This is a genomic window from Streptomyces sp. NPDC058685, from assembly GCF_042714725.1.
Taxonomy (GTDB): domain Bacteria; phylum Actinomycetota; class Actinomycetes; order Streptomycetales; family Streptomycetaceae; genus Streptomyces.
In genome coordinates, this window is record NZ_JBHXSL010000014.1 from 82396 (window position 1) to 94824 (window position 12429).

The 12429-nt window shown below is 70.4% G+C and carries 13 protein-coding genes; 8 read left to right on the forward strand and 5 right to left on the reverse strand.

The features are described 5' to 3' along the window. The first annotated feature begins 59 nt into the window (after positions 1–59). The 5 genes from ACFWU3_RS14965 (at position 60) to ACFWU3_RS14985 (ending at position 4992) form a co-directional block, all read left to right on the forward strand. Positions 60–626: a hypothetical protein gene (locus ACFWU3_RS14965; RefSeq protein WP_384436373.1), complete on the forward strand. Its 567-nt coding sequence runs from the start codon at positions 60–62 to the stop codon at positions 624–626. 335 nt (positions 627–961) lie between these two features. Next, on the forward strand, positions 962–1801 hold the full coding sequence (locus tag ACFWU3_RS14970; protein WP_384436376.1) for a glycosyltransferase family 2 protein: 840 nt from the start codon (positions 962–964) through the stop codon (positions 1799–1801). After that, on the forward strand, positions 1798–3015 hold the full coding sequence (locus ACFWU3_RS14975) for a glycosyltransferase family 2 protein (RefSeq protein WP_384436379.1): 1218 nt from the start codon (positions 1798–1800) through the stop codon (positions 3013–3015). Before ACFWU3_RS14970 ends, ACFWU3_RS14975 begins: the two co-directional genes overlap by 4 nt. 20 nt (positions 3016–3035) lie before the next feature. Further along, complete coding sequence (locus ACFWU3_RS14980; RefSeq protein WP_384436546.1) at positions 3036–3815, forward strand: polysaccharide deacetylase family protein; 780 nt, start codon at positions 3036–3038, stop codon at positions 3813–3815. A gap of 85 nt (positions 3816–3900) precedes the next feature. Next, a complete protein-coding gene (locus tag ACFWU3_RS14985) occupies positions 3901–4992 on the forward strand; it encodes a DUF5925 domain-containing protein (RefSeq protein WP_384436382.1) in 1092 nt (363 codons plus the stop codon). Between the two features lie 120 nt (positions 4993–5112). On the opposite strand, the gene ACFWU3_RS14990 is transcribed toward ACFWU3_RS14985, so the two are convergent. Beyond that, on the reverse strand, positions 5113–5487 hold the full coding sequence (locus ACFWU3_RS14990) for a GntR family transcriptional regulator (RefSeq protein WP_313947234.1): 375 nt from the start codon (positions 5485–5487) through the stop codon (positions 5113–5115). 71 nt (positions 5488–5558) lie between these two features. Between ACFWU3_RS14990 and ACFWU3_RS14995 the strand changes: the two genes are divergently transcribed. Next, complete coding sequence (locus ACFWU3_RS14995) at positions 5559–6479, forward strand: GNAT family N-acetyltransferase (protein ID WP_384436386.1); 921 nt, start codon at positions 5559–5561, stop codon at positions 6477–6479. After that, positions 6460–6957 (forward strand): DUF402 domain-containing protein, encoded by a 498-nt coding sequence (locus ACFWU3_RS15000; RefSeq protein ID WP_384436389.1) that lies wholly within the window; start codon positions 6460–6462, stop codon positions 6955–6957. The genes ACFWU3_RS14995 and ACFWU3_RS15000 overlap by 20 nt, the downstream gene beginning before the upstream one ends. A 133-nt stretch (positions 6958–7090) precedes the next feature. Here ACFWU3_RS15000 and ACFWU3_RS15005 read toward each other — a convergent pair whose 3' ends face one another. The 3 genes from ACFWU3_RS15005 to ACFWU3_RS15015 are packed head-to-tail and all read right to left on the reverse strand — an operon-like array spanning position 7091 to position 10098. After that, positions 7091–8587 carry a tripartite tricarboxylate transporter permease gene (locus ACFWU3_RS15005; RefSeq protein ID WP_384436392.1) on the reverse strand — a complete coding sequence of 499 codons (1497 nt, stop codon included), beginning with the start codon at positions 8585–8587 and terminating at the stop codon, positions 7091–7093. Beyond that, positions 8588–9118 carry a tripartite tricarboxylate transporter TctB family protein gene (locus tag ACFWU3_RS15010; RefSeq protein ID WP_384436395.1) on the reverse strand — a complete coding sequence of 177 codons (531 nt, stop codon included), beginning with the start codon at positions 9116–9118 and terminating at the stop codon, positions 8588–8590. Further along, entirely contained in the window at positions 9115–10098 is a 984-nt protein-coding gene (locus ACFWU3_RS15015; RefSeq protein WP_384436398.1) for a Bug family tripartite tricarboxylate transporter substrate binding protein, read from the reverse strand. Before ACFWU3_RS15015 ends, ACFWU3_RS15010 begins: the two co-directional genes overlap by 4 nt. A 127-nt stretch (positions 10099–10225) precedes the next feature. Here ACFWU3_RS15015 and ACFWU3_RS15020 point away from each other — a divergent pair, with 127 nt between their 5' ends. Further along, entirely contained in the window at positions 10226–10912 is a 687-nt protein-coding gene (locus tag ACFWU3_RS15020) for a response regulator (RefSeq protein WP_384436550.1), read from the forward strand. A 304-nt stretch (positions 10913–11216) separates the two neighbouring features. Here ACFWU3_RS15020 and ACFWU3_RS15025 read toward each other — a convergent pair whose 3' ends face one another. Further along, positions 11217–11645: a pyridoxamine 5'-phosphate oxidase family protein gene (locus tag ACFWU3_RS15025; RefSeq protein WP_384436401.1), complete on the reverse strand. Its 429-nt coding sequence runs from the start codon at positions 11643–11645 to the stop codon at positions 11217–11219. Positions 11646–12429 lie beyond the last annotated feature (784 nt).

Here is a 12429-nt window from a genome sequence, read left to right on the forward strand (position 1 = left end):
CCTCCCTTTAGCAGGATCTCTGCCTCAACTTTCGTAGCAGGGCCCATACTTCACCGGAAGTGTCCATGCCAAAGATTCATCTGGTCGGCTTGACGCCACCAGGCGTGCTGGCCAGCATGAGGGCCTCGCATCCGGCGCCTGGGGGGGTCCAGTCGGCCATGCAGACCATCAAGAACAAGCCACCACGGACCGGGTCGGATCTCCTGCCGGTCCTCGCCGGCGCGGCGTTCGCCGTGTCGGGTGTCGGCGTCGCGCTGGCGCTCGCGGACGTCCGGTCGCCGCTGCGCGCGCCGTTCGTGCTCTTCTTCCTCTTCGCGGGGCCCGCTTGCGGACTGTTCGCCGCACTGTCCGGGTTCGAGCCCGCCGTCCGCGCGGCCATTGCCGCCGCCGGAGCCGTGGGCATCGGCCTGCTCGCCGCCCTGCCTGCCTCGTCCCCGCACATCCTCGACGCCGGCGGAGGGGTCGTCGCCGTCGCGGCGATCACCGCCCTGCTCTTCCTGTGGGCGCCCGCGCGCCGAATGCGGAATCCGGGGCCCGGCAGACCGAGTGATCAATTCCTGAAAGCGATCAAGAAAATTCGATCAGGAAGCGCTGCGTTCTCCATCCGATTCAGTGCCAAAAAGTAAAAAAGCGAGACCGGGGTCCAGGTCTTGCCATACAGTCCTAATCATCAATACCGTCGTACATCCACCCGCAACGGTCCATCACGCAAGCGGCACTAGGGGAGGGCTCAAGCGTCGCGATGGTTTCGGAGCGGGAGGCGCGGTAGGGGGGTGCCGTGCTCGGTTTTCGTGCTCTTAACCGAGTCGTATGCCGCGCGGCCATGTTCTGCAACTCACCCAAAGGTACGGAGGTTTATTCGGCATTGGCGGGTGAGAAGTAAACCCCCCTTTCAAACCGGACACTCATCCGGATCGCCCGTGGGGCGGGCGGTCCACCGGTGGAGAGGGAAAACTGCATCATGAGCTCAGTCCTGCACCCGGCCGCTCCGGGGCAAGATCCGTCGGTGAACGAAGTGAGCCGCAGATCCGCCGTCTACCGGCCGATCTCGTCCCATCTCGCCATCACACCGCCGGTCAGCGTCGTGATTCCCGCAATGAATGAAGCGGAGAATCTGCCGTACGTCTTCAAGACACTTCCGCACTGGATTCACGAAGTCGTGCTGGTCGACGGCAATTCCAGTGACAACACCGTCGAGGTCGCCCGCGAACTGTGGCCGGACGTCAAGGTCGTGAAACAGGCCGGCAAGGGCAAAGGGGATGCCCTGATCAGCGGATTCGCCGCCTGCACCGGCGACATCATCGTCATGGTCGACGCGGACGGATCGGCCGACGGAAACGAGATCGTCTCCTATGTCTCGGCACTCGTCTCGGGAGCCGACTTCGCCAAGGGCTCGCGTTTCGCCAACGGCGGCGGCACCGACGACATGACCCCCATCCGCAAGCTCGGCAACCGCATCCTGTGCGCCGTCGTCAACGCCAAGTTCGGGGCGAGATACACCGACCTCTGCTACGGCTACAACGCCTTCTGGAAACACTGCCTCGGCGACATCGACCTCGACTGCACCGGGTTCGAGATCGAGACCCTGATGAACATCCGCGTCGTCAAGGCCGGTCTGCGGGTGCAGGAGGTTCCCAGCCACGAGTACCTGCGCATCCACGGCGTCAGCAATCTGCGCGCCGTCCGGGACGGCCTCCGTGTGCTCAAGGTGATCCTCAAGGAGAAAGGTGCGCGACGCGCGCAGCGCACCCGCCACACGGCCGCGCCCGACGTGACGGTCCCCCGGGGAGAGACGTCTTGAGCGACCGTCGGTTCTCGGTGGTGATCTGCGTCTACACCGAAGACCGCTGGGAGGACATCCTCGCGGCCGTCGACTCGGTACGGAAGCAGTCACTGCCGGCTCTCGAGACGCTGCTCGTGGTGGACCACAATCCCGTCCTGCTCGACCGGCTCTTTGAGGAGTACAAGGAGTCCGGCGCGCAGGGCGGGTCCGCCGCGGAAGGTGAGGAGGTGCGGGTGCTCGCCAACGCGGGCCCCCGCGGCCTCTCCGCGGGCCGCAACACCGGCATCGCCGTGGCCCGCGGTGAGTTCGTCGCCTTCCTCGACGACGACGCCGTGGCCGAGCGTGACTGGCTGCGGTACTTCGCCGAGGGGTACGACGACCCGCGGGTGATGGCGGTCGGCGGCCGGACCACGGCCGCCTGGGCGTCGGGACGCAGGCCGCGGTGGTTCCCGGAGGAGTTCGACTGGGTCGTCGGCTGCACCTACCGCGGGCTGCCGCCGGGCAAGGTGCGGGTACGCAACGTGCTGGGCGGCAACGCCTCGTTCCGGCGCAGCGCGTTCGACGCCTGCGGCGGCTTCGCCACCGGCATCGGCCGCGACGGCGACAAACGGCCGCTGGGCTGCGAGGAGACCGAACTGTGCATCCGGCTCGCCGCGGCGCTGCCGGAAGCGGTCCTCCTCATCGACGACCGCGCGGTGATCCACCACAAGGTCCCCGCCGTCCGCGAACGGTTCGCCTACTTCCGCACCCGCTCCTACGCCGAGGGGCTCTCCAAGGCGCTGGTGGCCCGGAGTGTGGGCGCGGGCAAGGGGCTCGAGTCCGAACGCCGCTACACCACACGGGTTCTGCCCGCCGGAGTGGTGCGTGGACTGCGGGACGCCGTGCTCGGCAGGCCGGGTGGCGCGGGGCGGGCCGGCGCGATCGTCGCCGGAGTCGCGGCGGCGGCCGGGGGCTATGCGGTGGGCAGCGCACGGGCCCGCCGCGGCGGAGCCACCTTCTCGTCGGGCCCGATCGCACCCGTGCCGAGCGGGCCGCGGCCGGTGCCGGACAGGTCGCCGGTGCAGGACAGGTCGCCGTCGGGGTCGGGGGCAGCGGGGTCAGCGGTGCCGGACACGTCACCCGTAGCGCCCGTGCCGTCCGAGTCACCCACGTCGTCCGTGGCCACGGTCTCCACCGTCTCCACGGGCTCCACGGGCTCCACGGGCTCCACGGCAGGAGGTCACAGCGATTGAACCGGCCCGTCCCCATCCTGATGTACCACGCCGTCGCGCACCGGCCGGCCGACAAGACGCTCGGTCTCTCGGTCACCCCCGACGCCTTCGCCGAGCAGCTCGACCTGCTCGACAAGCGCGGGTTCACCCCGGTGACGACGTCCGAGCTGGCCGGTGCCTGGCGGTCGGGCGGCAGCCGTCCGCTGCCGCACCGGCCGGTGCTGATCACCTTCGACGACGGTTACGAGGGCGTGCACCGGCACGCCCTTCCGGTCCTCGCCGCACACGGATTCACCTCGACGCTGTTCGTCTCGACCGGGTGGCTGCGCGGTGAGCACGACGAGGGCGGCGCACTCGACACCATGCTCGACTGGGACCAGGTGCGTGAACTGGCCGCGGCGGGCACGGAGATCGGTGGCCACACCCACACCCACCCCCAGATGGACCAGCTCGACGACGAGCGGCTGCGGTACGAGACCGTCCGCTGCCGCGACATCATCGCCGGTGAACTGGGCGAACCTCCCGTCTCCTTCGCCTACCCGTACGGCTACTCCAGCCGCCGGGTACGGCGGACGGTCCGGGAGGCGGGCTTCGCGCAGTCGCTCGCGGTGGGCAACGCCCTCGCCCGCCGCGCCCAGGGGCCGTACGCCCTGGAACGCGTGACCGTACGGCGCAGCACGGACATCGCGGAGTTCGAGCAGGTGATCGAAGGGCGGGCCGTCGTCAGGAACTTCGCCAGGGACCGTGCCCTCACCAAGGGGTACGCGATCGTGCGCAGGACACGCCGGGCCGTGACACTGCTCCGGGAGGCCCGCACCTGATGCCACCACCGGGCGCGGCCCCACCGGAACGCGCCACCGGTCAAAACACCGTGCGCGGACAGGTTCGGTGACGGATCATGGGCCCATGTCCGCACAGCCTCAAGACGCACTGCCGATCCGGCTCAACGTCGACGACAGCGATTCGCCGTCGGATGTCGTCGACGCGCTGTTCCTCGGCCGTTTCGCGACGGGCGAGCAGCCGCACTCCCACAGCTCCTCCATCGACCGCGTCAAGTCCGGGGCCACCCTGCTGCCACCGTCGGCCACCGTGCTGCGCTCCGCCCGCGACGACGACCGCAGTGCCGTGCTCGCCGAGGGCGAGGGCTGGACCCTGCTGGTGTCCCGCTGGAACCGCGGCGCCGATGTCACGGTGACGGCGGTCAGCGAGGAACTGGCGGAGAAGATCCTCAAGGCGACGACGGACGGCGCGGAGGACGAACCGGAACCGCAGCCGGAGAACGTGACCATGGGGTTCTGGTACGTCTCCCCGCGGCGCGGCCCGCACCGCACGACCCGCCAGATCGCGGCCGGCACCTGGGAAGAGGTGCGGTCCAACTACACGGCGCCGGTGGCCGACGCGATGGACCGGCTGATGAAGGTGACGCCCGACGACATCGCGGGCCGGCTGCTTCTGCTGCACGGCCCGCCGGGCACGGGCAAGACGTCCGCGCTGCGCACGCTGGCCCGGTCCTGGCGGGACTGGTGCCAGGTCGACTGCGTACTGGACCCGGAGCGGCTGTTCAACGACGTCGGCTATCTGATGGACATCGCGATCGGCGAGGACGACGGCACCGCCAAGGGACGCTGGCGGCTGCTGCTCCTGGAGGACTGCGACGAGCTGATCCGCGGCGAGGCCAAGCACACGGCGGGCCAGGCATTGTCCCGGCTGCTCAACCTCACGGACGGGCTGCTCGGACAGGGCCGGAACGTCCTGGTGGGCGTGACGACCAACGAGGACCTGGAGCGCCTGCACCCGGCGGTGGTCCGCCCGGGCCGCTGTCTGGCCCGTATCGAGGTGGGCTCGCTGACCCGCAGGGAGGCGGTGAACTGGCTGGGCACGGAAGAGGGTGTGAGCCGCGAGGGCGCCACCCTGGCGGAGCTGTACGCCCTGCGCCGCGGCCACAGCCCGGCGTCGGTCCCGACCCAGCAGGGCGTGGACGCGGGGCTGTACCTCTAGGGGCGGCGTCCCGGACCGGCCTCTCGGCCCCGCCTCCCGACCGACATCGCGGACCCGGCATCGCGAACACGGCGTCGCCGACCGGCCTCGCGGAGGCTTCCGGACCCGCCGCCGCGGACCTCAGGTGCCGTACGCCGCGCGCAGCGCGTCCGAGACGGCGGCCTCCGCCGCGGCCCGTGTGAGTCCGAGGCGCCGCGCCTCCGCCGCGTACTCCCCCGCCGCCACGGCGGCCCGCCGCTCGGCCGCGTCCCCCGCCGCCGCCACGAACGTCCCGTTCCGCCCGCGCGTCTCGATCACCCCGTCCCCCTCCAGCGCGCGGTACGCCTTGGCGACCGTGTTCGCCGCCAGCCCCAGCTCCTCCGCCAGCCCGCGCACGGTGGGCAGCTTGTACCCGACGGGCAGCCGCCCGGACCGGGCCCGGGCGGAGATCTGTGCGCGCAGTTGTTCGTACGGGGCGGTCGCGGAGTCCGCGTCGATGGCGATCTTCAAGGTCACCCTTCCGATTCTCCCCCACCGGCGGAAATTGGGAGGCGACACGTCCGGGCCCGCGCGTAGCGTCGGCGACCATGACTGTGATCGTCCGTGATTTCCGCCGCGAGGACGCCTCCGCGGTGTGCCGGGTGGCGCGTGCCGTGCTGCCGTACGAGGTGACGACACCCGAGGCCGTCCTGTTCGACGTGGAGAGGGCCAACCCCGCGAAGCACCACCGGCTGTTGGTCGCCGAGAGGGACGGCGAGATCGTCGGCACCGCTTCCGCGGGTGTGGCGTACGACGCGACGGAGCCGGGGGTGTCGTCCGTCGCACCGCTGGTCCTGCCCGCGCACCGCGGTCAGGGCGTCGGCGGACTGCTGCTGCGCACCGCCGAGGAGCATCTGACCGGCGTCGGCGCGGTCACCGCGTACGCCTGGGTGTCGGACGAGCCTGCCTCGCGCGCATTCGCCGAGCACCGCGGCTACCGGCCGTCCCGCTCGGCGCACTTTCAGCGGCTGGACCTGGCGAACGGCACACTGCCGCCCCCGCCCCCGCTGCCGGCGGGCGTCGAGCTGCGTACGGTCGAGGACTTCGCGGCCGACCCGCGGCCGATGTTCCGGGCCGACGCGGAGGCCACCTCCGACGAGCCGGGTGACGTCTCCGTCGACTTCGACGACTACGACGACTGGCTCAACCACACCTGGCACCATCCACTGCTCGACCGCGAACTCAGCACGGTCGTGATGGTGGACGGCGAGGTCGCCGCCTTCACCGCCGCCCAGTCGGACGGCGGTACGCGCTATCTGTCGGGCATGACCGGCACGCTGCGCGCCCACCGGGGGCGCGGTTTCGCCAAGCTCGCCAAGTCCGACTCGCTGCGCAGGGCCCGGGCCGCGGGCTACACGGAGGCGTTCACCAGCAACGACGCCGACAACGGACCGATGCTGGCGGTCAACACCTGGTTCGGCTACGAGATCTGTGCGACGGAGGTACGTCATGCCCGCACCCTCGGTTGAGGTACGGCTCGTCAAGGCGGGCGCGACCAAGATCCGCTACCCGGCCGACCTGATCGCCGACGACGGCACGCACCTCGTGGTCCGCGCGGCCTGGGCGTCCGGCGGAGTGCGTGACTTCGGCTTCGTCCGCTTCGAGCCGGGCGACGTGTTCACCGAGCACTACTGGCGCGACCGGTGGTACGCCGTGAAGGAGGTCCGCACCGGTGACGGCGTGCTCAAGGGCTGGTACTGCGATGTGACCAGGCCCGCGCGGCTGGTGGGCGGAGAGTTGAGCGTGGAGGACCTGGATCTCGACCTGTGGGTGTCGGCCGACGGGTCGGCCGTTCTCCGGCTGGACGAGGACGAGTTCGCGGAGAGCGGGCTCGCCGAGAGCGACCCGGAAGCAGCCGGGCAGGCGTTGAGCGCGCTCGACGAGCTCGAACTCCTCGCGCGACAGGGCGCCTTGGCCGAACTGTCGGCCGCGCACGACACGGCGTAACCCTGGTCGTCTGAAGACCGCCGGGCGCGAACATGTCCACGTATCGGGTCGCACATGTCCGCGTATCGGGTCCCGTGCGATGCGCCCCGCCCCCCGCCGTGTCGACGACGGGGGGCGGGGCGCATCCGTTGCGTCATTCCGCTGTGCGACCGCGGCCGGGGATCACCTTCTTGATCAGCGGCCATGCCAGCAGGATCACGATCACGGCGTACACCGTCACCGAGAACGGCGTGTCGACCAGGCCGGTGACGCTGCCGTCGCTGATCTGGAGCGCGCGTCGCAGCTGCTGTTCGGCGGCGGGGCCGAGGATCACACCGATCACCGCCGGGAGCACGGGGAGTCCGTAGCGCCGCATCCCGAAGCCGATCAGACCGATGATCAGCAGGATGACCAGGTCGAGCGCCTCGCCGCCGACCGCGTAGGCGCCGACGCCGGCGAAGAACAGGATGCCGGCGTACAGGTACGGGCGCGGGATGCGCAGCAGCTTCGCCCACAGGGGCGCCAGCGGCAGGTTCAGCGCGAGCAGCAGCACCATGCCGACGAAGAGCGAGGCGATCAGACCCCACACCAGGTCGGGCTCACGCTCGAAGAGCAGCGGGCCCGGCTGAATCCCGTACTGCTGGAACGCAGCCAGCATCACGGCCGCGACCGCGGTGGTCGGCAGGCCGAGCGTGAGCATCGAGACCAGGGTGCCGGCGGCCGACGCCGAGGCGGCCGACTCCGGCCCCGCGACCCCTTCGATGGCGCCCTTGCCGAACTCCTCCTTGTGCTTGGACAGCCGCTTCTCGGTGACGTACGACAGGAAGGTCGGGATCTCCGCTCCACCGGCCGGGATCGCACCGAACGGGAAGCCGATGACGGGTCCGCGCAGCCATGACTTCCAGGTGCGCCGGACGTCCGACCTGCCGAGCCAGGGCCGGCCGACCGGGATGGGTTCGCCGCTGCTGCGGCGCAGATGGGCGGCGACCCACAGGGCCTCACCGATGGCGAAGAGTCCGACGGCGACGATGACGACGTCGATGCCGTCGGCGAGTTGGAGCGATCCGAAGGTGAGCCGCTGCTGTCCCGTCATCTGGTCCAGGCCGACGAGTCCGATCGTGAGGCCGATGAGCAGCGAGGCCAGACCGCGGATGCGGGAGGAGCCGAGTACGGACGTGACCGCGATGAACGCCAGCACCATGATGGCGAAGTAGTCGGGTGCGCCGATGTCCACGGCGAGTTCGGCGACGGTCGGCGCGAGCACGACCAGCAGGATGGTGCCGATCATGCCGCCGGCGAAGTGACCGACGGCCGCGGCCGCCAGGGCCTGCGCGCCGCGGCCCGCCTTGGCCATCGGGTTGCCTTCGATGGCGGCGACGACGGCGGCGCTCTCGCCGGGGGTGTTCAGCAGGATCGAGGTGGTGGAGCCGCCGAACATCGCGCCGTAGTAGATGCCCGCGAACATGATGAACGCGCCGGTGGGCTCCAGCCCGTACGTCACGGGCAGCAGCAGGGCCACCGCCATGGCCGGTCCGATGCCGGGCAGCACCCCGATCGCGGTGCCGAGCAGCACGCCTATCGCGGCCCAGAGCAGATTGATCGGGGTCAACGCCGTACCGAAGCCGTCGAGGAGGGAGTTGAGGGAGTCCATCTACAGCACCTCCATCAGCGGACCGCCCGGCAGCGGGACACCGAGCATGTTGTTGAACACGAAGTACGTGAGGAGGGAGAGGACCGCGGCGATCAGTGGGTCGCGGTCGAGGTGCCTGCTGCCGAGGGCGAAGGCTGCGCCCCAGAACAGCAGTGCGCCGGCGACGGGGAAGCCGACCGGCCCGATGAGCACGGCGAAGGCGAGGAAGACACCGGCGAGGAGCAGTACCGTGCGCCAGTCGCTCGGTTCGCTCAGATCGATGTCCTCGCCGCCCTCCGCCTCCCCGCGTCCGCCGCGCAGGATGTCGACGGTGAGCAGTACGGCGACGAGGACCAGGCCGATGCCGACGACGAGCGGCACGGTCCTGGGTCCGACGGGCCCGCGCTGGGCGATGTCGACGTCCATGGTCAGCGCGTCGGTGAGGACGAGCACACCGATGGCCAACAGCAGGACCCCGACGCCCAGTTCGGAGTGATCCCGCAGCCAGGAGCGACGGGGCTCCGGTGCCTGTGTGGTGTCCGTGGTGGTCACAGTCCCAGCTCCTTCAGCACCGAGTCGACGCTCTTGTCCTGCGCGTCGAGGAAGTCGCCGAACCTGTCTCCGGCGAGGAACGCGTCGTCCCAGCCGTTCTTCTTCATCGACTCCTTCCACTCCTCGGAGTCGTGGAGTTCGCTGATCAGGGTGACGAGCTTGTCGCGTTCGGCGTCGGACAGGCCGGGCGGGGCGACGATGCCGCGCCAGTTGGTGAACTCCGTGTCCAGGCCGGCCTCGCGCAGCGTGGGCGCGTCCAGTCCGGGGACCCGCTTCGGGCCGGTGACGGCGAGCAGCCGCAGCTCACCGGCCTTGATCTGGTCGAGGTACTCCCCGACGCCCGAGACGCCGAAGGCGACCTTGTTCCCGAGGATCGAGGCGAGCAGTTCGCCGCCGCCGTCGAAGGGGACGTAGTTGACGGTCCTGGGCGCGATCCCGGCCGCCTGCGCCATCAGCATCGGCGCGAGATGGTCGGGCCCGCCGGGTGACGAGCCGCCGCCGACCGGCAGTTTGCCCGGGTTCTTCTTCCAGGCGGTGAGCAGGTCCTGGATCGTTTTGTACGGGGAGTCCTTGGAGACCACGACGATGTCCGGCTCCTCGGTGAGCCGGGCGATCGGGGTGGTGTCGGCCAGTGTCCTGGGCGACTTGTTGGTGTGGACGGCGCCGACGACGCCCAGGCCCATGGACATGGCGAGCCTGCCGTTGCCGCGCTCGCCGACGAGCCGGGTCAGCCCGACCGTGCCGCCGGCGCCGGGCAGGTTGAACACCTCGACGTTGTTGGTGAGCTCGGCGTCCTCTGCGTTCTTGGCCGCCGTACGGGCCGTGATGTCGTAGCCGCCGCCGGGTGTGTTCGGGACCATGAAGCGAAGGCCCGGGATGTGGGTGCCGGTGTCGGAACCCTTCCCGGCGGAGAGCAGCGGCGGCCCCACGAGCACCAGCAACGCTGCCCCGAGCAGGGCGAGGGGAGTGCGCAATTGCACGGGAGCCGCCTCTCGGTGGTGGGAGTGTGAAGTGGCCCACATGTTGCCTGCGCGTTGAGAAGCTGTCTCCCTTCCGCAATCAACGGACGTTGTGGTCCTTGTGGTCACGTCCTACCGTGACGGCGTGATGAACGTGCTGGTGGTGGACGACGACTTCATGGTCGCCAAGCTGCACAGCCGCTATGTGTCCGCGACGGAAGGTTTCACGGTCGTCGGTGTGGCCCACAGCGGCGCCGAAGCGCTGCGCGCGGCCGAGCGTCTGCGGCCCGAACTTGTGCTCCTCGACATCTATCTGCCCGACATGGACGGGATCAGCGTGCTGCGCGAGCTGCGGGCGGCCGAGGAGCAGGACGAGACGCGGGCGAGTGTGGACGCGCTGTTCATCACGGCCGCCCGGGACGCCGGCCTGGTACGGGCGGCGCTGCGCGCGGGGGCGCTGCACTATCTGATCAAGCCGTTCAACCAGGCGGCGCTTCAGGAGCAGCTGCGGCACGTGGCATCGCTGCGGTCCCGCTTCGACCGGCTGGGCGAGGCGCGCCAGGAGGACGTCGACCAGATCTTCGGCACCCGGCCGCCGGGTTCGCGCGAACTGCCCAAAGGACTGGCCCCGCACACGGCCGAACTGGTGGAGCGGATCCTGCGGGAGCACGCGGGCGATCTGTCGGCGTCCGAGTGCGCGGAGGCGGGCTCGCTGTCGCGGGTGAGCGCGCGCCGGTATCTGGAGTACTTCGCCGCCGTCGGCCGGGCGGAGGTCACGCTGCGCTACGGCGGCACGGGCCGGCCGGAGCGGCGCTACCGCTTGACGGGCGGCTGAGGCGGGAGCGACGGTGCGGCCTGACCGGCGGGAGCGACGGTGCGGCCTGACCGGCGGCTGAGGCGGGAGCGACGGTGCGGCCTGACCGGCGGCTGAGGCGGGAACGACGGTGCGGCCTGACCGACGGCTGAGGCGGGAACGACGGTGCGGCCTGACCGGCGGCTGAGGCGGGAGCGGCTCGGGCCGCGCTACCGCCTGACCCACGGCTGAGGCGGCACTGGCCTGGGCTCTTGCCCGCCCGGACGACGCGCGCCCGGGCAGGCGGTCCCGCCGCCGGGGACCCGAGGGTCCTCAGCCCGACCCGTCAGAGTGTGCCGAGGTCCGAACTGACCCAGCGCTGCGGCTGCATGTGGATGACCACCTGCTCGCCGTGGCTCTTCCAGGCCATGTCGACGTAGGCGTCGACCTTGTCGGCCGGCAGATAGCGTGCCGAGATCTCCTGAAGGAGCTCCCGGGTTGCGGGGATCGTCTCGGTGACGGGCCCTTCGACGGAGACGTACCGGATGGTGGGCTCCAAGCGGTCGATCATCAGGCAGAACCGCCCCGCCTGCGCGATGGCGCGCCCCTTCCGGGAGTCGCGCCCCGTCATGATCCAGATGTCACCACCGGGCGCGTACTGATACCAGATCGGCACGGTGAGGGGCGCCCGCCCCTTCTCCCCCTCGTCCACGGCCAGCGCCGCGACATGGGGCTCGGCGAGGAACTGCTCACGCTCTTCACGGCTCAAGGCCACGGACGGCTCCTTTGCTCGGCGTCTACTCCTGCGGCCCGAGCCTAAAACGCCGGGACGGCCGGAGGGGCGGCACGCGCGGGGGTGTCGTGCGCGGGGAGCGGGTTGTCCGGATCACCACGTCCGCGGCGGGGCGGGCGGCCGGAATCCTTCGCGGCGACGGGAGGGAGACGGTCGCGGAGTGGCTTCCTCAGCCCCTCCTTACCCCCTCCGTAAGCGGCCCAACTGTAGTTGCGGGTGTGCTCCGCAGGTCAACGGGGTGACGACCGAACGGAGAGTCTTCCGGGGAGCCAAACAGGGAGCCAACTGCGATGAACTTGTGGTGTGGGTGTCCGTTGAGCCGGTCGCGGCACTGGCCTGCCAAGCTCCCATTCGCCCGCTATTGAGAGCGGGGGATCATCGTCAGGCCCCTGCCATCCGGCCGTTCGACAGGCTGAGAAGAGGATGGCAGCCGGCGTTCGCGACCGCGTCAACACGAACTTCAGCCGCGGAAGAACCTTCCCTGCCTCGCCTTCCACACTCGCTGCCCGACCCAGGTCCTAACGCCCAACAGCCGTACCGACCGTCCATGTACTCAGCTCGTCATGCAACTGAGTCGCCCTCGCCGACGAAACACCCAAGGGTGAGGGACGTGGGAAGAAGCGGCCGTTCGTGAGAACACCTTCATCAACAGCGACAGCAGTCTGGCGAGATGCCGCGAGCAGCGCAGCGTCCGCTGGAGGGCTCCACGGCTTCTCTCACCTCCCCGACCCGGGACGGCCTCGAGCAGGGCCAGCGGGCCGCTGAA

What these genes read in the sequence shown, in the direction of transcription:
- ACFWU3_RS14995 (WP_384436386.1), top strand. Translation starts at nt 5,559, where the DNA reads ATGACTGTGATCGTCCGTGATTTCCGCCGCGAGGACGCCTCCGCGGTG.
- ACFWU3_RS15000 (WP_384436389.1), top strand. Translation starts at nt 6,460, where the DNA reads ATGCCCGCACCCTCGGTTGAGGTACGGCTCGTCAAGGCGGGCGCGACC.
- ACFWU3_RS14985 (WP_384436382.1), top strand. Translation starts at nt 3,901, where the DNA reads ATGTCCGCACAGCCTCAAGACGCACTGCCGATCCGGCTCAACGTCGAC.
- ACFWU3_RS15005 (WP_384436392.1), bottom strand. Translation starts at nt 8,587, where the DNA reads ATGGACTCCCTCAACTCCCTCCTCGACGGCTTCGGTACGGCGTTGACC.
- ACFWU3_RS14980 (WP_384436546.1), top strand. Translation starts at nt 3,036, where the DNA reads ATGTACCACGCCGTCGCGCACCGGCCGGCCGACAAGACGCTCGGTCTC.
- ACFWU3_RS14970 (WP_384436376.1), top strand. Translation starts at nt 962, where the DNA reads ATGAGCTCAGTCCTGCACCCGGCCGCTCCGGGGCAAGATCCGTCGGTG.
- ACFWU3_RS15020 (WP_384436550.1), top strand. Translation starts at nt 10,226, where the DNA reads ATGAACGTGCTGGTGGTGGACGACGACTTCATGGTCGCCAAGCTGCAC.